This window comes from Streptomyces sp. MGP-P1 (assembly GCF_057766565.1).
In genome coordinates this window covers 436,787-459,442 of sequence record NZ_JBYMEM010000006.1, presented here as the reverse complement: position 1 = coordinate 459,442, position 22,656 = coordinate 436,787, and the positions used below count along the sequence as shown (strand labels likewise).

The following is a 22,656-nucleotide window of genomic DNA, read 5'->3' as shown; positions in this document are numbered from 1 at the left end:
TTGTCACCCATGTGGAACGCGAGGGAAACCTCGCGTTCCTAGTCTTGCCGGTGGGACGCCCCACCGGCGCCAGCAGTTCTCCAGCAGGAGGATCAGACGAAGGGAAGCCCTATGCGCTTCGAGATCATGCGACTCGACGACGTCGACGGTACCGCCGTGGACAGCACCGTCGTGGACGCCGCCTCCGTCAACCGGATCGTGCAGCAGGCCGCGGCTACGGGCCAGCGCCTCTACATCCGGCCGGCCGACAGTTCGGCTTCGTAACGCATCGGGGCTCATGACCCCTGACGAGGCCCCGCGCCTCACCGCATTGCGCCGCTAAAGACGAAGCGCCCCCGCACGGAACGTCCGTGCGGGGGCGCTGTGGTGCGCGGGGGGAGTCAGGAGGTCTGGATGACCTGGGTGACGCCGTTGATGATCTGTTGGACGGCGATGGCGGAGAGCATCATGCCCGCGAGCCGGGTCACCAGCACCACGCCGCCGTCCTTGATCACGCGGATGATGACCAGCGAGTAGCGCATGGCCAGCCAGAGCACCACATGCATGGCGACGATCGCGGACCACACCGAGAGCTGGCCGCCCACGCCGTCGGCGTGCTGCACCGCGAGGATGACCGAGACGATCGCGCCGGGCCCGGCCAGCAGCGGCATGCCCAGCGGTACGAGCGCCACATTGACGTCCTTGGTCTGCGCCGGCTCGTCCGTCTTGCCGGTCAGCAGGTCGAGCGCGATGAGCAGCAGCAGGAGCCCGCCCGCGATCATCAGGGCGGGTACGGAGACGTGCAGATAGTCGAGGATCTGCTGACCGAGCAGACCGAAGACGGCGATCACGCCGAACGCGACCATGACCGCCTGGAGCGCCATCTTGCGCTGCACCTTGGCGGGGCGGCCCGCGGTCAGCGCGAGGAAGATCGGCGTGATCCCGGGCGGGTCCATGATCACGAATAGGGTGAGAAAAAGGGATCCGAAGACAGCGACGTCGAACACAGTGAGCCTTGCGAGAGAAGAGCGGGCGGTACGGAGGGGCGCGGGGTCCGGGCGGCGGCCGTCGTCGTGTCGGGCACGCGGCGGTACGCACAGGAGCGCGCGGGGAGCGCGGAAGGTGGTGCGGGCCGGACGGGAGTTCGACGACAGGGCCTAGCGGGGACCGGTTCCGCCGGCGCCAGGCACCGGGAAGGCTCCTGTGGCGCGCCGGGTGATCTCGCCGTAGATCTCGGGGTCGGTGGTGCACGCGCCGAGCGCGACGGGTTTCCGGGTGCCGTGGTAGTCGCTGGAGCCGGTCGTGAGCAGCCCCAGCTCGCGGGCGAGGCCGCGCAGTCGGGCCCGGGCGGGCTCGTCGTGGTCCATGTGGTCGACCTCGACGCCGTCGAGACCGGCTTCGGCGAGCGCGACGATCGTGGACTCGGGGACCACCGCGCCGCGTTTCACGGCGGCCGGGTGGGCGAAGACGGTGACCCCGCCCGCCGCCTTCACCAGGCGGATCGCCTCGAAGGGGTCGAACTCGTGCTTGTCCGCGTACGCCCGGCCGCCGGTACCCAGCCAGTCGGACGTGAAGGCGTCGGAGACCGTGGGTACGACGCCGAGTTCGACGAGGGCGGCGGCGACGTGCGGGCGACCGACCGAGCCGTCCCCGGCGATGCGGGCCACCTGCTCCCAGGTGATGGGGACGTCGAGGGCGCGCAGCTTGCGGACCATCTCCTGGGCGCGCGGCACCCGGTCGTCGCGGACGAGTTCCCGGGCGCGCTCCAGCTCGGCGTCGGCGGGGTCGAAGAGGTAGGCCAGCATGTGCAGGCCCACGCCGTCGACGCGGCAGGAGAGTTCGGCGCCGGTGACGAGGGTGAGCCCCTCGGGCAGCGCGTCGATGGCCTGTTTGTGGCCGCCCACGGTGTCGTGGTCGGTGAGCGCGACGACGTCCAGCCCCGCGGCGGCGGCGTTCGCGACCAGCTCGGCGGGGGTGTCCGTGCCGTCCGACGCGGTGGAGTGGGTGTGCAGGTCGATGCGCACGACGCTTGACTCCGGGGCTCGCGGGCGGACGGGGGACTGCTCAAGGATAACCGCCGCACGCGGGGCGTCCGGCCGCTCACGGACCCGGCTCCCGGACCCGGCTCCCGGACCCGGCTCACGGGCCCGCGCGCCGAAGCCGCGCTCGCCCTCGGCCGTGCTCGACGCCGCTACCGCTCGCCCGTCGCCTGCCGGGGCGGCGCCTCGGGGGCGGTCAGCAGACGGGGGGTGAGCGCGCCGCAGGGGACGAGGTCCACCTCTCCCCCGGCGTCCCGCAGGTCGGTGAGGACCAGCTCGTCGTACATCAGCAGCCCCGACTGCTCGGGCCACAGGATCGCCCACAGCCAGAGCCCCCGCGCCTCGCCCGCGAAGACGGCGCGGTCCGGCGGAGCGTTCCTGACGTGCCAGAGGGGGGTGGGGCGGCCGGCGGCGTGGACCTTGGCGTCGGGGGCGGAGTCGACGTCCAGGTGGCGGCCGGGGTCCGGGCCGTCGATCCCGGCGTACCGCGCGCCGAGCCCGACGCCCAGCTCCTCGGCGACCAGCAGCAGCTCGCCCATCCCGCCCAGCGGCCCGGGCCCGGAGCAGGCCACGGCGCTCGCTCGGCCGCCGCTGCGGTCGTCGCCCGCGCTGGCGACCCCGGTGAACAGCCAGCCGACGGGGAGCGGCCAGGGCATCCAGACGGGAACCTGGGCGCGGTGCACCACGACGCCGAGACCTTCGACGCTCGGCGGGATGACCGGCTGCATCGGGTGGACCTGGCCGTGCACGGAGCACTGCCAGGCGTCGGCGAAGAGACCGGGCGCCCTGACCCGGCCACCGCACTTCGGGCAACTGGGTTCGCCCCTCATAGGGACCAACCGTCCTCCCCGCCGGTCCTCGCGTCAAGGACGATCACCCGTCCGCAGCGTGGCTCGGGCCCGGCTGGTCCAGGACTACGGACGTGCGCAGCGGGTCGCGCAGGTCCGTACCGTGCGCCAGCCACCGCTCCTGGAGCTCCTGCGCGCCGCGCACCCGCTTCCAGGCGGCCTCGTTGTGCGTCATCGGCAGCAGCGGCAGGAAGCGCACCGGGTCCATCGGCTCGTCCAGCTCCAGGTCCTCCACCAGACCGCCGGACTCCGCGACCAGCACCGAGGTGAACGGCGCCCCGGTCCACAGCGGCTCCCCCAGGTCCAGCGAGGCGCCGGCGGCCACGATCACCCCCTCGACCTGGGGGGAAGCGGCCAGCACGGCGAGCGGGCGCAGCACCTGGTCGGTGTCGGCGACTCCGCCCCGTACGGAGAGGATCAGCTCGGCACGGGGGCCCTTCACCGGGTCGGCGAGCGGGGAGGTGGGGTCGGCCATCGGCTGACCGGACATGCCGAGCGTCGCGTAGCGGACCACGTCGCCGTCGAGGAAGCGCAGCACCTCGACGCGGTCGGTGCCCAGGAACGTCACGTCGGCGCGGGCGTCCGGTTCCCCGAGGGCGGAGATGAGCCGGGCCTCGACCAGAGCGAGAATTTCTGCCATCCCGCGAGCATAGATCGCGTAGGGAATGGGCAAAGTACGGGATTGGGCCTTGGGTGGCTGATAGCCTGGCCGCCGGTCGGGACAGCACGCAGAAGCGTTGCTCTTCTTCGTCCCGACGACATGTCGTCCCCCACGGGGGACCGGCCGGAGGAGGTGGGGACTGCTATGGATCCAAGTCGACCGTGCAGTACCAACCGCTCTTCCGTGCCTCTTATGTGCCGTTGATCCGACGCCTCGTCGGTCGCCCGGTGCCGACATCGCCGTCGTATCCGGATGACTCCTCGACAGCAGTTCGCGCGACGGAAGAGCCCTTCGTTTTTGCCTGTCTGTAGCGAACGCCGTCATCGCGCCCGCGCGGTGCCGCCCGCTTTGCGGACGTGAGCACACGTCCTCGTTCCGGGCTGTTCCACGCCCTCGCCGACGGCCCTCCGTGAAGGAGCCAGCCATGTCGATGATCCGTGACCTGCGCGCCGCCGTGCGCCCGTCCCTGCGCCCGTCCCTCCGCAAGAACAGCGCCCCCTACAGCGCGTACGACACCACCCGCGACCCGTCCGCCTCCAGCGCCGTCGTCGACTGCGCCGTCTACCGCGACGGCCGCCGGCTGGTGACGCCCGCGACCCCGACGCCGCACGAGGCGATGCTCCAGGTCCGGGAGAAGGGCGGCTTCGCGTGGATCGGTCTGCACGAGCCGACCGAGGCCGAATTCGCGGGCATCGCGCGGGAGTTCGGGCTGCACCCGCTGGCCGTCGAGGACGCCGTCCACGCCCACCAGCGGCCCAAGCTGGAGCGCTACGACGACACGCTGTTCACCGTCTTCAAGACGATCCACTACGTGGAGCACGCCGAACTGACCGCGACCAGCGAGGTCGTGGAGACCGGCGAGGTGATGTGCTTCACCGGCCGGGACTTCGTCATCACCGTCCGGCACGGCGGCCAGGGCTCCCTGCGCGCCCTGCGCCACCGCCTCCAGGACGATCCGGAGCTGCTCGCCAAGGGCCCCTCCGCCGTGCTGCACGCCATCGCCGACCATGTGGTCGACGGGTACATCGCGGTCGCCGAGGCGGTGCAGGACGACATCGACGAGGTGGAGATCGATGTCTTCTCCACCCCGGCCAAGGGCAGCCCGCGCGGTTCGGACGCGGGCCGGATCTACCAGCTCAAGCGCGAGGTGCTGGAGTTCAAGCGGGCCGTCTCTCCCCTGCTGCGGCCGATGCAGCTGCTGAGCGAGCGCCCGATGCGGCTGATCGACCCCGACATCCAGAAGTACTTCCGCGACGTCGCCGACCACCTCGCCCGGGTCCAGGAGGAGGTCCTCGGCTTCGACGAACTGCTGAACTCGATCCTCCAGGCGAATCTGGCGCAGGCGACCGTCACGCAGAACGAGGACATGCGCAAGATCACCTCCTGGGCGGCGATCATCGCCGTGCCGACGATGATCTGCGGTGTCTATGGCATGAACTTCGACCACATGCCCGAGCTCCAGTGGAAGTACGGCTATCCGCTGGTGCTCGGCGTCATCGGGGTGGTCTGTTTCTCCATCCACCGCATCCTCAAGCGCAACGGCTGGCTCTGAGTGCCGGCCTCGGCCGCTGAGTAAGCTCGCGCCCATGACTGACGACGCCGCGCCCGATGCCGCCGCCGACCTGCTGGAGAGGGCCCTCGTCGAGGAGGCCACGAAGAAGTCCGGTCTCGTCTGGGTGCGGGGCGACGGGCCGGCCCGTGCCGTCTGGCACGTCTGGCACGACGGCGCGGCGCACCTGGTCGGTGGCGGCCCCGGCGAGCAGCCGTTGCCCGAGGGCCTGGCCGACGGCGGCCGCGCCGAGGTGACCGTACGGAGCAAGGACAAGGGCGGCCGGATCGTCGCCTGGAGCGCGGTGTGCCGTTTCCTCCCGCCGCGCTCCGAGGAGTGGAAGGCTGCGGTCGCCGAGCTGAAGGGCAAGCGGCTGAACGCGCCGGACGCCGAGTCGATGACGGAGCGGTGGGCCCGCGAGTGCACCGTGGTGCGGCTGACGCCCGACACCGTCAGCACCGCGCTGCCGGACACCTCGCTGGCGGCCGTCCCGCTGCCGACCGGGGCCACCACCCGGCAGCCGGCCCCGGCGGCGCTCCCCCGGCTGCTTCTGAAGCGTCGCGGGAAGCGCTGAGCCAGGGGCGGGCATCGTTCGGCGGGCGGTCGTTCGACGACAGGGGCCCGCGGTCCGGGTCGCTCAGCCGGAGGACTTGGGGAGCTGGCCGCCGTAGTCGACGGTGTCGTCCTCCTGGGGCGCCTCCAGCGGGAAGGCCTGCCCCCAGTCGGCCAGCGTGACCGTGCCCCCGCCGCCGCCCCGGGCCACCCGGACCGGGTACGGCTGGTCCTCCAGCGAGACGTCGAACGCCCCGCCCTCGCCCTTGCCGCCCAGGATCTGGATGGTGCGCTGCCCGGCGACCGTGTCCCGGCCGCCCTTGCTGAGCTTTCCGTTCAGCGCCAGGATCCCGTCGAGCAGGACCTTCTTGTCCGTGAAGCCGCGCAGCTGGCGGTAGCTGGGGTCGCCCTCGGGGACCTTCACGTACTTGCCGCCCAGCTTGTCGGCGGCCGTTACGTCGGAGGACCCGTCCTCGCCGCCGCCGCTCTCCTCGTGGGTCCAGAACTCCGCGGGCGCCTTCAGGTAGAGCTCGTCGTCCACCCGCAGCAGGGCGAAGCTCTGCTGCTTGGAGGTCACCGAGCCCATGCCGCCCTCCGCGTTGAGCTTCATCTCCAGCCGGTAGGTGCCGCCCTTGCTGACGAGCGTGCCCGACAGGCGTACGGCGCTCGCCGCTCCGGCCGCCGCTCTGGCCTTCTCGTCGATCTCGGTGGCGGAGAGTCTGGCGACGCCGTTGGTCCCCTTGTCCGGGTCCTCCTCCGTGCCGCAGGCGGCCAGGGCCGCGGTGAGCCCTCCGCACAGCACGAGAGCGAGGGCGGTCCGGCGATGGTTCCGCACGGCCGGGGCGAAAGAGGTCACGGGCGCACTGCCTCTCAACTGCGATCGGGGGTGGCAGACGGCAGCGTACCCGGGAGACGCGTGCCTCCCGGCAGCCAGCCGTACGGACCGGTCCGCCGGGGCGCGGTGCGGGGTAAGGGCTAGCCTGATCCCGGCGTACCGGCGAAATCCGCTGGTCGGCGGCGGCGAGCCGGGACGGCCGGGCGAGGACCGTCCCGCGGAACATGACGACACGGTGGACACGGACGGACGAAGGAGGCCGAGGATGGCGGCGGTCACCCCCAGGGTCTTCGTCTCGCACCTGTCCGGCGTACCCGTTTTTGACCCGAACGGGGACCAGGTCGGCCGGGTCCGCGATCTGGTGGCGATGCTGCGGGTCGGCGGACGCCCGCCGCGCATCCTGGGCCTGGTGGTCGAGGTGATCAGCCGCCGGCGGATCTTCCTGCCGATGACCCGGGTGACGGGCGTCGAGTCCGGCCAGGTCATCACCACCGGCGTCGTCAACATGCGGCGCTTCGAACAGCGGCCCACCGAACGTCTCGTCCTCGGCGAGTTCCTGGACCGGCGGGTGCGGCTGGTGGACGGCCATGGCCAGGAAGGTGAGGAGGTCACCGTCCTGGACGTGGCCATCCAGCAGTTGCCGGCCCGCCGTGACTGGGAGATCGACAAGTACTTCGTCCGCAAGGGGCGGGGCGGGGCGCTGCGCCGCAAGGGCGAGACCCTGACGGTGGAGTGGTCGGCGCTCAGCGGCTTCTCGCTGGACGAGCACGGCCAGGGTGCGGAGAGTCTGGTCGCCACGTTCGAGCGGCTGCGGCCCACCGATGTGGCGAACGCCCTGCACCACCTCTCGCCGAAGCGGCGGGCGGAGGTCGCCGCCGCGCTGGACGACGACCGGCTCGCCGACGTCCTGGAGGAGCTGCCCGAGGACGACCAGGTGGAGATCATCGGCAAGCTCGCGGAGGAGCGGGCCGCCGACGTCCTGGAGGCGATGGACCCCGACGACGCGGCCGACCTGCTCTCCGAGCTGCCGGAGGAGGACAAGGAACGGCTGCTGGCGCTGATGCGGCCGGACGACGCCGCCGATGTCCGCCGTCTGATGTCGTACGAGGAGCGGACGGCGGGCGGTCTGATGACGACCGAGCCGATCGTGCTGCTGCCCGACGCCACGGTGGCCGACGCACTGGCCCGGGTGCGGCAGGCGGACCTGTCCCCGGCGCTCGCCGCGCAGGTGTACGTGTGCCGCTCCCCCGACGACACCCCGACCGGGAAGTACCTGGGCACGGTGCACTTCCAGCGGCTGCTGCGCGATCCGCCGTTCACCCTGGTCAGCTCGATCGTCGACAGCGACCTGGTGCCTCTGTCGCCGGACACCCCGCTGCCGACGGTCACCAGCTACCTGGCCGCCTACAACATGGTCTCGGTGCCCGTCGTGGACGAGACCGGTTCGCTGCTGGGCGCGGTGACCGTGGACGACGTCCTGGACCACCTGCTGCCGGACGACTGGCGCGAGACGGATCTGCACGGGGAGGAGGGGATCGGCCATGGTGGGTGACGATCGGGCGAAGGCGGCGTCGACCGGCGCCTCGGGACTGGTGCGGCCCCCACGGACCCGGCTGGACCAGCCGAAGGACCCGCGCCGGCGGCTGCTGCCTGAGTACGACCCGGAGGCGTTCGGCCGGTTCTCGGAGCGGATCGCGCGGTTCCTGGGGACCGGGCGGTTCATCGTCTGGATGACGCTGATCATCATCATCTGGGTGCTGTGGAACATCTTCGCGCCCGAGGAGCTGCGCTTCGACCAGTACCCGTTCATCTTCCTGACGCTGATGCTGTCGCTCCAGGCCTCCTACGCCGCGCCGCTGATCCTCCTCGCGCAGAACCGGCAGGACGACCGCGACCGGGTCACGCACGAGCAGGACCGCAAGCAGAACGAGCGCTCCATCGCCGACACCGAATACCTGACGCGGGAGATCGCGGCCCTGCGCATGGGCCTGGGCGAGGTCGCCACCCGGGACTGGATCCGCTCGGAACTCCAGGACATGGTGAGGGACATGGAGGACCGGCAGGTGCTGTCCCCGGCCGAGAGTGACGAAGGCGACCGCTGAAGGGCTACCCGTACGTAGCGCTCCGCGCCGTAACATCGTCTGTATGGCTACGGAAGACGCGGTGCTTGAGGCACTGGCGACAGTGAACGACCCGGAGATCCACCGCCCGATCACCGAGCTGGGCATGGTGAAATCGGTCGAGATCGATCCTGACGGTGTAGTCGCTGTCACGGTGTATCTCACGGTCTCCGGCTGTCCGATGCGCGAGACGATCACCCGGAACGTGACCGAGGCGGTCGCCCGGGTCGAGGGCGTCTCGCGGGTCGAGGTGACCCTCGACGTCATGAGCGACGAACAGCGCAAGGACCTGGCGAGCTCGCTGCGCGGCGGCACCGCCGAGCGGGAGGTGCCCTTCGCCCAGCCCGGCTCGCTGACGCGGGTGTACGCGGTCGCCTCCGGCAAGGGCGGCGTCGGCAAGTCCTCGGTGACGGTGAACCTCGCCGCGGCGATGGCGGCCGACGGGCTGAAGGTCGGCGTCGTGGACGCGGACATCTACGGGCACAGCGTGCCCCGGATGCTCGGTGCGGACGGCAAGCCCACCCAGGTCGAGAACATGATCATGCCGCCGTCCGCACACGGCGTGAAGGTCATCTCCATCGGCATGTTCACCCCGGGCAACGCGCCCGTGGTCTGGCGCGGTCCGATGCTGCACCGGGCGCTCCAGCAGTTCCTCGCCGATGTGTACTGGGGCGACCTGGACGTCCTGCTGCTGGACCTGCCGCCGGGCACCGGCGACATCGCGATCTCGGTCGCGCAGCTCGTGCCGAACGCGGAGATCCTGGTCGTCACGACCCCGCAGCAGGCGGCGGCCGAGGTGGCCGAGCGGGCCGGCTCGATCGCCGTGCAGACCCACCAGAAGATCGTCGGCGTGGTGGAGAACATGTCGGGCATGCCCTGCCCGCACTGCGACGAGATGGTCGACGTGTTCGGTTCGGGCGGCGGCGCACGGGTCGCCGAGGGGCTGACCCGTACGGTCGGCGCCGAGGTGCCGGTGCTCGGCTCGATCCCGATCGACCTGCGGCTGCGCGAGGGCGGCGACGAGGGCAAGCCGGTCGTCCTGTCCGACCCCGACTCCCCGGCCGGCAGCGCGCTGCGCTCGATCGCACAGAAGCTGGGCGGCCGTCAGCGCGGTCTGTCGGGCATGTCGCTGGGGATCACCCCGCGCAACAAGTTCTGACGCCTGTACGGGACACGGGGCGGTCCGGTGGTCGACCGGCCCGCCCCGTGTGCGTCGCGCTACGCGTACGTCTCGATGTCCTTGATGGCCGCGAAGCCGAGGCCGTACGCGCTCATCCCCCGCCCGTACGCCCCGATGTGCACGCCTTCGTGCGCGGATCCGGCGAGGATCCAGCCGAACTCGGACTCGCGGTAGTGGAACTCCACCGGCACTCCGTCCACCGGGAGGGAGAGCGTCGTCCAGGGCGCGCTGCCGAGGTCGTCGGCGAGGGTGAACGCCGTCTCGGTCTGCTGGTCCAGCCAGTCGTCGCGCAGGGTGTGGTCCATCTGGGGCGGCCAGGTGTACGCCAGCAGGCCGGAGCCCGCGAGCCAGGCCGCCGAGGACACCGTGGTGGCGTCCAGCACGCCCGTGCCGTCGCCGCTGCGTCTCACCGGGCTCGCGGCCACGGTGATCACCGCCGCGAACCGCTCCTTGTCGGCGGAGCCGTCCGACTTCACCGACGGCTCGTCGCCGTGCCCCGTCGCACCGTGCTGCACCGTGCCGTCCGCCGCGGTGCCGACCTGCATCAGCCAGCGCGGGCCGGTGAAGGCCTCGTCCAGGCCGTACCAGGGGAAGGTCGCCTCCCGGTAGCCGTCGACGGTACGCCGCGTCGCCGGCACCTCCTCCGCCGTGGCCGTGCCCGGGACACCGTCCGTATCAATCCGACTCGTCGTCTCCATCTGCGCGGCCGCCTCCTCGATCAGTCATGATCCGGAGCGGCCCGCCCCCCGCGGGCTTGGGCATCCTCGCAACCGGACAGATGGAGAATAGCCATACCGTCCGGACGAGTCGGGATTGACCGGGGGTCAGGTGGCGTCCGCATCGAACGGCGGGCGCTCGGGCTGCGTCTGCTGCGGGGTCTTCTTCAGCAGGTCAGGGGCGGTGTCGTCGGTTTTGGTGAGGCTGGTCACCGAGCCGTCCGCCGAGCCGTTCGCCGCACTGTTGGCGGTATCGGACGTCGTCGGGGTGCGCCCGTTGACCGCGTCGGTGACGTCGGAGATCTCCTTGCGGAGGTCGAAGCTCTCGCGGATCTCCTTCAGCCCCAGGTCGTCGTTGCCGTCCATCAGCTGCTTGCGGACGAACGTCTTGGGGTTGAGGTCCTCGAACTCGAAGTCCTTGAACTGCGGGCCCAGCTCGGAGCGGATGTCTTCCTTCGCGCTGTCCGAGAACTCGCGGATCTTGCGGATGGTACGCGTGACGTCCTGGATCAGCTTGGGCAGCTTGTCAGGGCCGAAGACCAGCACGGCCAGCACCCCGAGCGTCAGCAGCTCCAGTGCGCCAATGTCATTGAACACCTTGTTGCTCCTCGTGTTCTCCGCGTGTTCTCCGTGCGATCGCGGCCCGGGTCTCCCAGCCGCCCGGACCGCTCAAAGGTACCTGTCGAAGGTGTCCGGGCGGTACCTCGCGGTGGACGTCACGTGCCGCTCGCCGAGCCGAGCGTCAGGGTCACCGTCCGCTCCTCGCCGCCGCGGGTCAGCTTGAGGTCGAGCTCGTCGCCGGGGCGGTGGGCCCGGATCTTCACGATCAGCTCCTCACCGCTGTGCACCCGCCGGCCCTCGACCTGGGTGATGACGTCGCCGGACCGGATGCCCGCCTTGGCCGCGGGGCCGTCCTTCGCGACGGCGGGCGCGCCGTCGGCGCCCTCCGTGCCGACCTTGGCCCCGTCGCCGGTGTACTTCATGTCCAGCGTGACGCCGATGACCGGATGGGTGGCCTTGCCGGTGCTGATCAGCTCCTCGGCGACGCGCTTGCCCTGGTTGATGGGTATCGCGAAGCCGAGGCCGATGGAGCCGGACTGGCCGCCCGCCTCGGGGCCGCCGCCGGCGCTGTCGGCGGCTCGGATGGCGCTGTTGATGCCGATGACGTGGGCCTGGGTGTTGACCAGCGGTCCGCCGGAGTTGCCCGGGTTGATCGGGGCGTCGGTCTGGAGGGCGTCGACGTAGCTGATGTCGCTGCCGTCGCCCTTCTCGCCGCCCGCGGTGATCGGCCGCTGCTTGGCGCTGATGATGCCCGAGGTCACCGTGTTGGAGAGGTCGAAGGGGGCGCCGATGGCCACCACCGGGTCGCCGACCTGGACGTTGTCGGAGTTGCCCAGGGGCAGGGGCTTGAGCCCGGAGACCCCGCGGACCCGGACGACAGCGAGGTCGTAGCCGCTGTCCTTGCCGACGAGCTCGGCGGAGGCCGTCTCGCCGCTGCTGAACGTCACGGTGATGTCCCCGCTGGACCCGGCCGGGGCGACGACGTGGTTGTTGGTGAGGATGTGGCCCTGGCCGTCGAGGACGAAGCCGGTGCCCGTGCCGGACTCGGCGGTGCCGCTGACGTGCAGGGTGACCACGCTGGGCAGGGCGCTGGCGGCGATGCCCGCGACGCTCTCGGGGGCGCGGTCACCGCTGTCGCGGCTCGCCTGCGGCAGCTCGACGGTGGTCAGGCCGCCGTTGCGCTCGATGTACGCGCCGACGCCGCCACCGATGCCACTGGCGACCAGGGTCAGCAGGAGCACCCCCATGAACGCCCCGCCCCGGCGCTTCTTCCCGCGGCCGGGTTCGGTGCCCTCGGGGGGTCCGGGCCGGGTGAGCGGCTGCCCCGGAGCTCCCCACGGGTCGTACTGGAGCCACTGCGTGTGCTGCTGCGCGTGCGGTCGCGGCGCGGGGTGCTGCCCCTGGTGCTCGGGGGCTGCCTGGGGCTGCCCGGGGGCTCCTTGGGGTGGGTGCGGTGCGTGGGCGGCGTGCGTCTGGGGCTGTCCGTGGGGCCCCGGGGCCGGGAAGCCGTCGGCGGGCTGGGCGTGCGGGGGCGGGAAGCCGTCGGCGGGCGCGGATCGCGGTGCCGGGGCGGGCGCCGACGCGGGGGCCGGGATTCCGGCGCCGTTCGTCGCGGCGTACTGCGGGTCCGTTGCTCCGGCCCCCGGCGGTACGACGGTGCCGTGGGCGGGGGTGGGCCGCTGCACCGGCGGGGCGGGCGCCCAGGGGCCGGGGCCGCCGTAGGGCGGGGTGCTGTACTCGTCGGGCTCGTGCAGCGGGGCCCCGGGCGGGCGGGGGCGCGGAACCTCCTGGCCGCCGTGGACCGCCGGCCGGCCGGCGGCGTCGGAAGGCGGAGCCGGGGTCGAGGCGGCGTCCGGGGCCGGGGGCGTGTCGGCCGGAGCCTGGGGGTTGTTGGCCGGAGCCGAGGTCGAGGCGGCGTCCGGAGCCCGGGGCGGGCCCGGGGGCGTCGGCTCTCGGTCCTCGGCCGGCGGAGCGTCCGACGGGGCCGGCCCGCTGTCCGGCTCCGTGCGGTCGCCGCGCCCCGCCGAGGGGCGGCTCCACCACTTCGCCTGCGGCCCGGTGGGCTTCCCGTCGTCCATGCTCTCCCCGCAACTGGCCTCTGTACGCCCCACCGAGGCGTCCTTCACCGGAATTCAACCAGGTTTGCGAATCCCCGCGCAGGGTCCGGTCAGGGCCGGGGGGAAAGCGGGCTGGCCAGATCGTTGGAGGGCGGCCCCGAGGGAGCCGGGGAGGGGCCCGTCCTGGGCGCCGCACCGCTGCCGAGGGCCGCCGCCAGCAGCGGGGTGCCGGACACCGCCGGGCGTATCAGCGGCGACACGGACACGTTCAGCACGGGGAAGGTGAAGGGGTGCCCGCCCGAGGCCTGGACGCCGAACAGCGGCGGGGCGGTCGGCGGCCCCTGCCGGTTCGCCGGAGAGGCGCCGGCCGGAACCACCGGTGTCGCACCGGCAAGCGTCGAGGGCACCCGGTTCGTCCCGGCGGGGGCCCTGCCGGACGCGGGCCGCTCGGCCGCCCGGCCGTCGCCGGTCACCACGAGGGCACCGCCGCCCCGCCAGCTGACCGCCTTCGCGCCGTTCTCGGCGCGGGTCGCGGCGTCGAGCGGGGTGGCGTTGTTCCCGGCGCCCTCGGCGCGCAGGGAGGATTCGGGGCCGGAGTCCAGCGGCAGGGTGCCGCCCAGCGCGATGGCCGCGAGGGAGACGGCGCTGGCCGCGGCGAAGGCGAAGCGCCGTCCGCGCCAGGGCGAGCGCTCCGCGTCGCGGGCCACCTCGTGTATGCGGAAGACCGAACCGGAAGCGGGGCCGCCGGGCAGCACGGCGGTGGAGCCGTGGGTGGCGGGGAGGTATCCGAAGCCGTCCAGGGGGGAGGACGCGGTGTCGGCGCGGGTGCTGCCGCCGGAGGGCCGCAGCCCGGGGAAGAACTCGTCGGCGAAGGGGCCTCGGCCGCCGAACGGCCCGCCGGAGCCGGTGCCGTCCCCGCCAGGACCCCCGGGAAGGCCCTGTAGCCGGGCCAGGAAGCCCTCGGAGGGCGAGGGTGAGGCGGACATGGCGAAGGCGCTCTTGAGGCGGCGCTGGGCATCGGCCTCGGCCTTGCACTTGGCGCAGGTCGCCAGGTGGGCCAGGACCCGCTCACGGGCGTCGTGTTTCAGCTCGCCGTCGACCAGCGCGGCGAGTCGGTCCCCCAGATGCGCTTCCGCGGGGGTGGGTCCTGTGCCGCTCACGCCGTTCCGCCCTCCCCTGCCAGGACCGCGTCCGCCAGGGAGCGCTGCTCGGCGCGGGCCTCGGGCGAACGGTGCTTGAGCGCCTTGCGCAGGTGCGAGCGGCCGCGGTGGATACGGCTGCGGACGGTGCCGAGCTTCACGCCGAGGGTCGCGGCGATCTCCTCGTAGCTGAGGCCCTCGATGTCGCAGAGGACCACGGCCGCACGGAACTCGGGCGCCAGGGTGTCCAGCGCCTGCTGCACGTCGGCGTCGAAGTGGGTGTCGTTGAAGACCTGCTGCGGGGACGGCTCACGGCTCGGCAGTCGCTCGGCCGCGTCGTCGCCGAGCGAGTCGAAGCGGATGCGCTGCTTGCGCCGGACCATGTCCAGGAAGAGATTGGTCGTGATGCGGTGCAGCCAGCCCTCGAAGGTGCCGGGCGTGTACGTCGACAGCGAGCGGAACACCCGGACGAAGACCTCCTGGGTCAGGTCCTCGGCGTCGTGCTGGTTTCCCGTCAGCCGGTAGGCGAGGCGGTACACACGGCCGCTGTGCGTGCTGACGATCTCTTCCCATGAGGGCGGGGTCCACGCCTGAGAATCCGCATCGGAGGCGAAGGTCGCGGTTGGTGCGGAGTCTTCGGAAGAACGGTCAGCAATGTTGGTCACGGATTTCGGCTCACCGGCCGACCTGAGGAGACGCCGCAGCATCCCTCCCCGGTCCACAGGCGCAGCCGCACCTCCCCTATCGGCTCTGGTGGTGTCCAGTGGAGCCCCTACCATAGCCACCTCGCCCGTTAGCTCCGGATAAGCCTTTTTCCCTGCTGGGGCCGGGCGTCGCCCGGGACTTTCCCGCAGCTCGCCGGTCCGATCCGCGGACCCGGTCGCTGCGCTTTCCCCACTGCTTGCACAACGCCCGGTCCCATCTGCGGGTTCCCGGGTCCAGCGGATACAGTCACCGTTGCGCCAACTACGGGGTCAGGAGAGGGCCATTACCGCCAACCGGCAGACGAGCTGGGCGTTCGCCGACGCCTTTGTCGCCGAGGACGAAGCACTGCACGGGGCCCGGGAGCGGGCTCGCGAGCTGGGGCTTCGCTCGGTGTCACCGGGCACCGGCGCTGCGCTGCGCCTGCTGGCAGCCGCCGCGGACGCCAAAGCGGTGGCGGAGATCGGCACGGGCACCGGCGTGTCCGGCATCTATCTCCTGCACGGGATGCGGCCGGACGGGGTCCTGACCACGGTGGACCCCGAGCCGGAGCGTCAGCAGTTCGCCCGGGCGGCGTTCCGCGAGGCGGGCTTCGCCACCAACCGGGCCCGCTTCATCCCCGGCCGCGCCCTGGACGTCCTGCCCCGGCTCGCGGACGGCGGTTACGACCTCGTCTTCTGCGACGGCGACCGGCTGGAGAGTCTCGACGTGCTCGCTGAATCGTTGCGTCTGCTGCGGCCCGGCGGGCTGGTCTGCTTCGAGGGCGTCTTCGCCGACGGCCGCACGGTCGACTCCGCGGCCCAGCCCGCCGAGGTGCTGCGACTGCGAGACCTGCTGCGGGCGGTGCGCGAGAGCCAGGAGCTGATGTCGACCCTGTTGCCGGTCGGCGACGGCCTGCTCTGCGCGGTCCGGCGCGGCTGAGCACGTAGATCCCCTGGTGAGCACGGAGAATGCCGTGCTGAGCGGGTAGATCCCCGTGGTGAGCACGGAGAACCCCGTGGTGAGCACGTAGAGCCTCGTCAGGACGCACCACTGCCCGGTACGGAATCCGTACCGGGCAGTGGTGAAGGTGATGGGCGTTCCGCGTCAGCCGACGACCTTCTTCAGCGCGTCGCCGAGGGCATCGGCCTCGTCCGGAGTCAGCTCGACAACGAGCCGACCGCCGCCTTCGAGCGGAACGCGCATGACGATGCCCCGCCCCTCCTTTGTCACCTCGAGCGGGCCGTCGCCCGTCCGCGGCTTCATGGCCGCCATGCTCGTTCCCCTTCCTGAAACCAGCTCATCGCAACCGGCGGCCCCATGACAGGCGCTGCCTCACCGGCATCGAACACATTGCTTCTTCGCCATTATCCCGCATCAATGACCCCGATGACCAACATCGGTCTGCATCGCTTGCGCAACGCGCTCTCTCAAAACCACCCAATTCGGCGATCCGGCTGCGATACTGCGCCGCCCCGGACCCCCAGGTGAGAGCCAATTGTTAGACGCAGGTCACATCTCTGCCCAGCTCCGGATCGGCCATGCTTGCCTGCAGTGGCAACGATGCCCGAGCAGCGAGGGGATACCGGAATGGCCGACGAGCCGGCGAACACCGTCCTGTACGACGTGAGCGAAGGTCTCGCGACGATCACGATCAACCGACCCGGCGCGATGAACGCCATGAACACCGCGGCGAAGGTCGCGCTGAGGGACGCGCTGCTGGCGGCGTCGGCGGACGCGGGGGTCCGTGCGGTGCTGCTCACGGCCACGGGGCGCGCCTTCTGCGTCGGCCAGGACCTCAAGGAGCACGTCGCCACGCTCTCGGCCACCCGCGAGGCGGGCAGCGGGAACGCGCTGAGCACGGTGCGGGAGCACTACAACCCGATCGTGCGGGCGATCACCGGGATGGCGAAGCCGGTCGTCGCCGGGGTGAACGGCGTCGCGGCCGGGGCCGGGTTCGGATTCGCGCTCGCGGCCGACTACCGGGTGGTCGCCGACACCGCCTCGTTCAACACCTCGTTCGCGGGCGTCGCACTCACGGCGGACTCGGGCGTGTCCTGGACGCTGCCCCGGCTGATCGGGCAGAGCCGAGCCGCCGATCTGCTGTTCTTCCCGCGGTCGATCTCCGCGCAGGACGCCTACGAGCTGGGGATCGTCAACCGGGTCGTCCCCGCGGCCGAGCTGGCCGAGCAGGCGGCAGCGGTGGCCCGGGCCCTGGCGGACGGCCCCACGGTGGCGTACGCGGCGCTGAAGGAGTCGATGGCGTACGGCGCCGGGCACCCGCTCGCCGAGGCGCTGGAGAAGGAGGACGAGCTCCAGACCCGGGCGGGCGCGTCGCAGGACCACACCATCGCGGTGGAGGCGTTCCTGGCCAAGGAGAAGCCGGTCTACCTCGGGAAGTAGCGGCGGCTCAGCGCGGCGCGCCCCCGCCGCCGCGCGCCACGCAGTCCGCGAGGTGGTCGTCGACCAGTCCGCAGGCCTGCATCAGCGCGTAGGCGGTGGTGGGGCCGACGAAGCGGATCGAGCGCTTCTTCAACGCCTTGGCGAGCGCGGTGGACTCCGGAGTGACGGCCGGGACGTCCGAGAGGCCGCGCGGGGCGGGCCGGCCGGCCGGGTCGGGGGCGTAGGACCAGATCAGCTCGTCCAGCTCCCCCTCCGACCAGTCGGCGAGCACCTTGGCGTTGGCGAGGGTCGCGTCGACCTTGGCCTTGTTGCGGATGATCCCCGGGTCGGCCAGGAGCCGCTCCCGGTCGGCGTCGGTGAACTTCGCGACCGCCTCGATCCGGAATCCCTCGAACGCGGTACGGAAGGTCTCGCGGCGACGCAGGATCGTGATCCAGGAGAGCCCGGACTGGAAGGCCTCCAGGCAGAGCCGCTCGAACAGGGCGTCGTCCCCGTGGACGGCCCGGCCCCACTCGTTGTCGTGGTAGGCGAGGTAGTCCTCGGCGGACAGGCCCCACGGGCAGCGGAGCCCGCCGTCGGGGGCGGCCAGGGCAGCGCCGCTCATCGCCCGTCCTCCTCGGCGCGGTCCCGGACGCCTTCCTGCCCGGCCCGTTCGGCGGGCGGGTCGCCCTGCCGGTCGCCGGGCTGCTTGAACAGGTCGGTACCCGTCGTCACCGCTGCGGCCTGCACCCCGGCCAGGGCGGATTCCAGCTCGGCGATCCGGGCGTCGCGCTCGGCCAGTTCGGCGCCGAGCCGGGACAGCGCCTCGTCGACGTCCGCCATCCGGTAGCCACGGGGGGCCATCGGCAGGCGCAGCGCCTCGATGTCCGCCCGGCCGACCGGGCGGGTCGCGGGCAGCGGATCGGTGAACCGGTCGGGCGGAACGTCCTGGAGCACGGCGCTCCCACCGCCTCCGACCACCGCGAGGGTGACCGCGGTGACGACCACGACCATCGTGAGCAGCAAGAACCAGAACACGCGCATCTCCCCGGGGGCGGAAACCTCGTCCGGCCCCGATCGTGCCATGCGGCACGGACAAGTCGGGGCCGGCCCGATGAGGCCTTAGGGTCGCAAGCGGGCTATCTGAGGAGGAAACACGGGATGCGAAGCGGTGCACTCAGGCTGGGGCGGCGGGAATTCGGACCGCACGAGCCGGTGATCATGGCGATCGTGAACCGGACCCCGGACTCCTTCTACGACCAGGGCGCCACCTTCGGGGACGAGCCGGCGCTGGCCCGGGTCGACCGGGCGGTGGCCGACGGCGCCGCGATCATCGACATCGGCGGGGTGAAGGCAGGTCCCGGCGAGGAGGTGAGCGCCGAGGAGGAGGCACGCCGCACGGTCGGGTTCGTCGCCGAGGTCCGCCGCCGCCACCCGTCCGTGGTGATCAGCGTGGACACCTGGCGGCACGAGGTCGGCGAGGCGGTCTGCGAGGCCGGGGCCGACCTGCTGAACGACGCGTGGGGCGGGGTCGACCCGAAGCTGGCGGAGGTCGCCGCGCGGTACGGGGCGGGCCTCGTGTGCACGCACGCGGGCGGCGCGGAGCCGCGGACCCGGCCGCACCGGATCGCGTACGAGGACGTCATGGCGGACATCCTGCGGGTGACCGTGGGACTGGCCGAGCGGGCGGTGGAGCTCGGGGTGCGGCCGGACGGGATCATGATCGATCCGGGGCACGACTTCGGGAAGAACACCCGGCACTCGCTGGAGGCGACGCGGCGGCTCGGGGAGATGGCGGAGACCGGGTGGCCGGTGCTGGTGTCCCTGTCCAACAAGGACTTCGTGGGCGAGACGCTGGACCGGCCGGTGAAGGAGCGCGTCATCGGCACGCTGGCGACGACGGCGGTCTCGGCGTGGCTGGGGGCGCGGGTGTACCGGGTGCATGAGGTGGCGGAGACGCGGCAGGTCCTGGACATGGTGGCGTCCGTTGCCGGGCATCGGGCGCCGGCCGTGGCGCGGAGGGGGTTGGCGTAGGGGTGCCGCCTTCCCGCGGCGGGCGGGGTCCGGGGCGCTGCCCTGGACCCCGCTCCTCAAGCGCAGGAGGGGCTGGTACCGATGCCCTCGATCGCCGGGCGGGCTGAGTTCGACCGGACCGGCCGAAAACCGGACCGGCCGAAAACCGGACCGGCCGAAAACCGGACCGGCCGAAAACCGGACCGGCCGAAAAGATGCCCTCAATCGCCGGGCGGGCTTGGGTGGCCGGGCGGGCTGGAAGTGGCCGGGGAGGGCTGAGATCAGCGGCCGACCTCCTTCGTGACCAGCGTCACCGCTTCCTCCACGTCGTCCGTCACGTGGAAGAGCAGCAGGTCCTTCTCCGAGGCCTTGCCCTGGGCCACCACCGTGTCCCGGAGCCAGTCGATCAGGCCGCCCCAGTAGGCCGTGCCGAACAGGACGATCGGGAAGCGGGTGACCTTGCCGGTCTGGACGAGGGTCAGCGCCTCGAAGAGTTCGTCCAGGGTGCCGAGGCCGCCGGGCAGGACCACGAAGCCCTGGGCGTACTTCACGAACATCGTCTTGCGGACGAAGAAGTAGCGGAAGTTGACGCCGATGTCGACGTGCGGGTTGAGGCCCGACTCGAAGGGCAGCTCGATGCCGAGGCCGACCGAGACGCCCTTGGCCTCCCGGGCGCCCTTGTTCGCGGCCTCCATCGCGCCCGGGCCGCCGCCGGTGATCACCGCGAAGCCCGCGTCGACCAGCGCCTTGCCGAGCTGGACGCCGGCCTCGTACTCCGGCGACCCGTCCGGGGTGCGGGCCGAGCCGAAGACGCTGATCGCGCTCGGCAGTTCGGCGAGCGCGCCGAAGCCCTCGACGAACTCCGACTGGATGCGCATCACCCGCCAGGGGTCGGTGTGCACCCACTCGGAGTCGCCCTCGGAGTCCAGCAGCCGCTGGTCGGTCGTGCCGGGCTGGACCTGCTCCCTGCGGCGCAGGACCGGACCCAGCCACTGTTCCTCGGGGCTGACCGCGCCCTCGGGAACCTCCGCACCCTCGGGGATCCGTGCGTCTTCGGCGTTGCCCATGTTCCGCTCCCTCCGCCGACCCGCGTCGCGCTGGGTCGTGTCGTACTGCGTACGGCCAGCGTAGATCGGCGGAGGTTACGTACGGGGGAATGCCGTACGTCGGGCGGTCACCCGGTCAGCTCGTCAGCCAGGATCGCAGCCGGTCCTCGCAGTGGGTGATCTTCGCGACCGCCACGTGCTCGTCGCGCTTGTGGGCGTACATCGGGTCACCGGGTCCGTAGTTCACCGCGGGGACGCCGAGCGCGCCGAAGCGGGAGACGTCGGTCCAGCCGAACTTGGGCCGGGCGGTACCGCCGACGGCCGTCATGAACGCCTGGGCGGCGGGGTGGGAGAGCCCGGGCATGGCCGCGCCGGAGTGGTCGTCGATGACGATCTCGGCGACACCGCAGTCGGCGAAGACCTCGCGGACGTGGGCGATGGCCTCCTCCTCGGTGCGGTCGGGGGCGTAGCGGTAGTTGACGACGACGGTGCAGGCGTCCGGGATGACGTTGGTGGCGACGCCGCCCTCGATGCCGACGGCGTTGAGGCCCTCGTGGTATTCGAGGCCGTCGATGACCGGGCGGCGGGGCTCGTACGCGGCGAGGGTCGCCAGGATCGGGGCGGCGGCGTGGACGGCGTTGGCCCCCATCCAGCTGCGCGCGGAGTGGGCCCGCTCGCCGGTCGTCCGCAGATGGACCCGGAGCGTGCCCTGACAGCCGCCCTCGACCTCGCCGTCGGAGGGCTCCAGCAGGACGGCGAAGTCCCCGGCGAGCCACTCGGGGTGGGCGTCGGCGATGTGGCCGAGGCCGTTGAGGTGCGCGGCGACCTCTTCGTTGTCGTAGAAGATGAAGGTCAGGTCGCGGTTGGGCTCGGGGACCGTCGCGGCGATCCGGAGCTGGACGGCGACGCCGGACTTCATGTCGGAGGTCCCGCAGCCCCAGAGGATCCCGTTCCCGTCGAGGCGGGAGGGGACGTTGTCGGCGATCGGCACGGTGTCGATGTGCCCGGCGAGGACGACGCGCTCGGCGCGGCCCAGGTCCGTGCGGGCGACGACGTTGTTGCCGTGGCGGTCGACGGTGAGGTGGGGCAGGCCGCGCAGGGCCGACTCGATCGCGTCGGCGAGGGCCTTCTCCTCCCCGCTGACCGAGGGGAAGTCGACGAGGCGGGCGGTGAGCGCCGGTCCGTCCAGGGTGAGGTCAAGGGTGCTGTCGGCCATGGACCCGACCCTAAGGGACTGGGATATCGGCCCCGGCCGTACCCTCCAGTACGGTGGGCCCGTGCCCGAGACAGCCAGCCCTCGCCGACGACGCCTCCTCCGCTACGGGGCCGCCCTCGCCGTGCTCGCGGCGCTGGGCGGTTATCTGGCCGTGCAGTACGACTCGTCCGGGTCGAAGAATCCGCCGCGCTGCGTGGTGGAGGCGAAGGACGGGGACGGGACGCAGCGTTACGAGATGAGCCTCGCCCAGGCCGTCAACGCGGCGACGATCTCCGCGGTCGGCACCACCCGGGGCATGCCCGAGCGGGCGGTGACCATCGCGCTGGCGACCGCGCTCCAGGAGTCCGCGCTCCGCAACATCGACTACGGGGACCGGGACTCGGTGGGCTTGTTCCAGCAGCGGCCCTCACAGGGCTGGGGCACCGTGGAGCAGATCATGGACGCGGTGTACTCGTCGGAGAAGTTCTACGAGGGTCTGGCGGAGGTGCCGGGCTATTCGCGCCTCCCGCTGACCGTGGCCGCGCAGCGCGTGCAGCGCAGTGGGTTTCCGCAGGCGTACGCGAAGCACGAGCCGGACGCCGCGCTGCTGGCCGCCGCGCTGACCGGGCGCAGGCCGGCCTCGCTGAACTGCACCCCGTCGACGGCCACGGCGGACGGCCCGGGGGACGCCGCGCGGGTGCGGACCGAGCTGGTGCGCGCCTTCGGCAAGGACGTGCTGCCCGGCGCGGTGGCCGCGGGCGCGTCCGCGGCGTCGACCGTCTCGGTGCCGGTCCCGGCGGCCGCGGCGCGGTCCGAGGACAAGGGCGCTCCGCAGCGCGGCTGGGAGCTGGCCCACTGGGCCGTGGCGCAGTCCGAGGCCCTGCGGATCGAGCGCGTGAGCTACGCGGACCGGGTCTGGGACGCCGGTTCGGGCTGGCGGACGGAAAGCACGAAGGGTAAGGAAACGGGCACGACGGCGGTCGGGATCCAGGTCGTTCAGTAGTACGCCCCGTCACCCGTTCGGACCCCGGGAGCCAGGGCTCCGGAGGTTTTCCGCACAACTCCTCGCACCTTCGGGGACCTGCCCGATTCCCTTGCCCCCC

At 72.2% G+C, this 22,656-nt stretch carries 25 protein-coding genes; 10 read left to right on the top strand and 15 right to left on the bottom strand.

Features of this window, described 5'->3' with window-relative positions; all coding sequences use genetic code 11:
* Positions 1 to 111: 111 nt before the first annotated feature.
* The gene (locus AC3CH1_RS17815; RefSeq protein WP_097870088.1) at positions 112 to 264 is read left to right on the top strand and encodes a hypothetical protein; all 153 of its coding nucleotides are present in this window, start codon (positions 112 to 114) and stop codon (positions 262 to 264) included.
* A 116-nt stretch (positions 265 to 380) separates the two neighbouring features.
* Here AC3CH1_RS17815 and AC3CH1_RS17810 read toward each other — a convergent pair whose 3' ends face one another.
* From AC3CH1_RS17810 to AC3CH1_RS17795, 4 genes are all read right to left on the bottom strand, one after another.
* Entirely contained in the window at positions 381 to 986 is a 606-nt protein-coding gene (locus AC3CH1_RS17810; RefSeq protein ID WP_488463844.1) for a MarC family protein, read from the bottom strand.
* Between the two features lie 150 nt (positions 987 to 1,136).
* Positions 1,137 to 2,003 carry a PHP domain-containing protein gene (locus AC3CH1_RS17805; RefSeq protein ID WP_488463843.1) on the bottom strand — a complete coding sequence of 289 codons (867 nt, stop codon included), beginning with the start codon at positions 2,001 to 2,003 and terminating at the stop codon, positions 1,137 to 1,139.
* Between the two features lie 167 nt (positions 2,004 to 2,170).
* A complete protein-coding gene (locus tag AC3CH1_RS17800; RefSeq protein WP_488463842.1) occupies positions 2,171 to 2,848 on the bottom strand; it encodes a DUF6758 family protein in 678 nt (225 codons plus the stop codon).
* 43 nt (positions 2,849 to 2,891) lie between these two features.
* Entirely contained in the window at positions 2,892 to 3,506 is a 615-nt protein-coding gene (locus AC3CH1_RS17795; protein ID WP_488463841.1) for a suppressor of fused domain protein, read from the bottom strand.
* Between the two features lie 445 nt (positions 3,507 to 3,951).
* On the opposite strand from AC3CH1_RS17795, the gene AC3CH1_RS17790 reads away from it, so the two are divergent.
* Both AC3CH1_RS17790 and AC3CH1_RS17785 read left to right on the top strand, forming a co-directional pair.
* Positions 3,952 to 5,079 carry a magnesium and cobalt transport protein CorA gene (locus tag AC3CH1_RS17790; RefSeq protein ID WP_488463840.1) on the top strand — a complete coding sequence of 376 codons (1,128 nt, stop codon included), beginning with the start codon at positions 3,952 to 3,954 and terminating at the stop codon, positions 5,077 to 5,079.
* Positions 5,080 to 5,113: 34 nt separating this feature from the next.
* On the top strand, positions 5,114 to 5,650 hold the full coding sequence (locus AC3CH1_RS17785) for a hypothetical protein (RefSeq protein WP_488463839.1): 537 nt from the start codon (positions 5,114 to 5,116) through the stop codon (positions 5,648 to 5,650).
* Positions 5,651 to 5,713: 63 nt separating this feature from the next.
* On the opposite strand, the gene AC3CH1_RS17780 is transcribed toward AC3CH1_RS17785, so the two are convergent.
* On the bottom strand, positions 5,714 to 6,484 hold the full coding sequence (locus tag AC3CH1_RS17780; protein WP_488463838.1) for a hypothetical protein: 771 nt from the start codon (positions 6,482 to 6,484) through the stop codon (positions 5,714 to 5,716).
* A gap of 244 nt (positions 6,485 to 6,728) precedes the next feature.
* Between AC3CH1_RS17780 and AC3CH1_RS17775 the strand changes: the two genes are divergently transcribed.
* Genes AC3CH1_RS17775 through AC3CH1_RS17765 form a run of 3 tightly spaced genes read left to right on the top strand, consistent with a single transcriptional unit; the run spans position 6,729 to position 9,742 of the window.
* Positions 6,729 to 8,015, top strand: a complete 1,287-nt coding sequence (locus tag AC3CH1_RS17775) for a magnesium transporter MgtE N-terminal domain-containing protein (RefSeq protein WP_488463837.1) — start codon at positions 6,729 to 6,731, stop codon at positions 8,013 to 8,015.
* Positions 8,005 to 8,565: a DUF1003 domain-containing protein gene (locus AC3CH1_RS17770; RefSeq protein WP_488463836.1), complete on the top strand. Its 561-nt coding sequence runs from the start codon at positions 8,005 to 8,007 to the stop codon at positions 8,563 to 8,565. The genes AC3CH1_RS17775 and AC3CH1_RS17770 overlap by 11 nt, the downstream gene beginning before the upstream one ends.
* 43 nt (positions 8,566 to 8,608) lie before the next feature.
* A complete protein-coding gene (locus tag AC3CH1_RS17765; protein ID WP_265599489.1) occupies positions 8,609 to 9,742 on the top strand; it encodes an Mrp/NBP35 family ATP-binding protein in 1,134 nt (377 codons plus the stop codon).
* 59 nt (positions 9,743 to 9,801) lie between these two features.
* Here AC3CH1_RS17765 and AC3CH1_RS17760 read toward each other — a convergent pair whose 3' ends face one another.
* The 5 genes from AC3CH1_RS17760 to sigE all read right to left on the bottom strand — a co-directional run bounded on the left by AC3CH1_RS17760 (position 9,802) and on the right by sigE (position 14,943).
* Positions 9,802 to 10,461 (bottom strand): hypothetical protein, encoded by a 660-nt coding sequence (locus AC3CH1_RS17760; RefSeq protein ID WP_488463835.1) that lies wholly within the window; start codon positions 10,459 to 10,461, stop codon positions 9,802 to 9,804.
* Positions 10,462 to 10,587: 126 nt separating this feature from the next.
* Entirely contained in the window at positions 10,588 to 11,076 is a 489-nt protein-coding gene (locus AC3CH1_RS17755; RefSeq protein ID WP_488463834.1) for a sec-independent translocase, read from the bottom strand.
* A gap of 119 nt (positions 11,077 to 11,195) precedes the next feature.
* Positions 11,196 to 13,118 (bottom strand): S1C family serine protease, encoded by a 1,923-nt coding sequence (locus AC3CH1_RS17750; protein WP_488464429.1) that lies wholly within the window; start codon positions 13,116 to 13,118, stop codon positions 11,196 to 11,198.
* An 89-nt stretch (positions 13,119 to 13,207) separates the two neighbouring features.
* On the bottom strand, positions 13,208 to 14,257 hold the full coding sequence (locus AC3CH1_RS17745) for an anti-sigma factor family protein (RefSeq protein WP_488463833.1): 1,050 nt from the start codon (positions 14,255 to 14,257) through the stop codon (positions 13,208 to 13,210).
* Entirely contained in the window at positions 14,254 to 14,943 is a 690-nt protein-coding gene (gene sigE, locus AC3CH1_RS17740; RefSeq protein ID WP_003966488.1) for an RNA polymerase sigma factor SigE, read from the bottom strand. The genes AC3CH1_RS17745 and sigE overlap by 4 nt, the downstream gene beginning before the upstream one ends.
* 250 nt (positions 14,944 to 15,193) lie before the next feature.
* Here sigE and AC3CH1_RS17735 point away from each other — a divergent pair, with 250 nt between their 5' ends.
* A complete protein-coding gene (locus tag AC3CH1_RS17735) occupies positions 15,194 to 15,859 on the top strand; it encodes an O-methyltransferase (RefSeq protein WP_488463832.1) in 666 nt (221 codons plus the stop codon).
* A 165-nt stretch (positions 15,860 to 16,024) separates the two neighbouring features.
* Here the strand turns inward: AC3CH1_RS17735 and AC3CH1_RS17730 are convergent, their stop codons facing one another.
* Positions 16,025 to 16,192: a DUF3117 domain-containing protein gene (locus tag AC3CH1_RS17730; protein WP_003966491.1), complete on the bottom strand. Its 168-nt coding sequence runs from the start codon at positions 16,190 to 16,192 to the stop codon at positions 16,025 to 16,027.
* 315 nt (positions 16,193 to 16,507) lie between these two features.
* On the opposite strand from AC3CH1_RS17730, the gene chcB reads away from it, so the two are divergent.
* Positions 16,508 to 17,320 (top strand): 2-cyclohexenylcarbonyl CoA isomerase, encoded by an 813-nt coding sequence (gene chcB / locus AC3CH1_RS17725; RefSeq protein ID WP_488463831.1) that lies wholly within the window; start codon positions 16,508 to 16,510, stop codon positions 17,318 to 17,320.
* A gap of 7 nt (positions 17,321 to 17,327) precedes the next feature.
* On the opposite strand, the gene AC3CH1_RS17720 is transcribed toward chcB, so the two are convergent.
* Positions 17,328 to 17,924, bottom strand: a complete 597-nt coding sequence (locus tag AC3CH1_RS17720; RefSeq protein WP_488463830.1) for a DNA-3-methyladenine glycosylase I — start codon at positions 17,922 to 17,924, stop codon at positions 17,328 to 17,330.
* A complete protein-coding gene (locus AC3CH1_RS17715) occupies positions 17,921 to 18,385 on the bottom strand; it encodes a DivIVA domain-containing protein (protein ID WP_488463829.1) in 465 nt (154 codons plus the stop codon). Before AC3CH1_RS17715 ends, AC3CH1_RS17720 begins: the two co-directional genes overlap by 4 nt.
* A 75-nt stretch (positions 18,386 to 18,460) precedes the next feature.
* On the opposite strand from AC3CH1_RS17715, the gene folP reads away from it, so the two are divergent.
* Positions 18,461 to 19,333, top strand: coding sequence for a dihydropteroate synthase (folP, locus tag AC3CH1_RS17710; protein WP_488463828.1), 873 nt, complete (start codon positions 18,461 to 18,463; stop codon positions 19,331 to 19,333).
* 260 nt (positions 19,334 to 19,593) lie between these two features.
* Here folP and AC3CH1_RS17705 read toward each other — a convergent pair whose 3' ends face one another.
* Positions 19,594 to 20,379: an LOG family protein gene (locus AC3CH1_RS17705; protein ID WP_265599499.1), complete on the bottom strand. Its 786-nt coding sequence runs from the start codon at positions 20,377 to 20,379 to the stop codon at positions 19,594 to 19,596.
* Between the two features lie 115 nt (positions 20,380 to 20,494).
* Positions 20,495 to 21,574: a succinyl-diaminopimelate desuccinylase gene (dapE, locus tag AC3CH1_RS17700; protein ID WP_488463827.1), complete on the bottom strand. Its 1,080-nt coding sequence runs from the start codon at positions 21,572 to 21,574 to the stop codon at positions 20,495 to 20,497.
* 61 nt (positions 21,575 to 21,635) lie between these two features.
* On the opposite strand from dapE, the gene AC3CH1_RS17695 reads away from it, so the two are divergent.
* Positions 21,636 to 22,556: a VldE C-terminal domain-containing protein gene (locus AC3CH1_RS17695; protein ID WP_488463826.1), complete on the top strand. Its 921-nt coding sequence runs from the start codon at positions 21,636 to 21,638 to the stop codon at positions 22,554 to 22,556.
* Positions 22,557 to 22,656 lie beyond the last annotated feature (100 nt).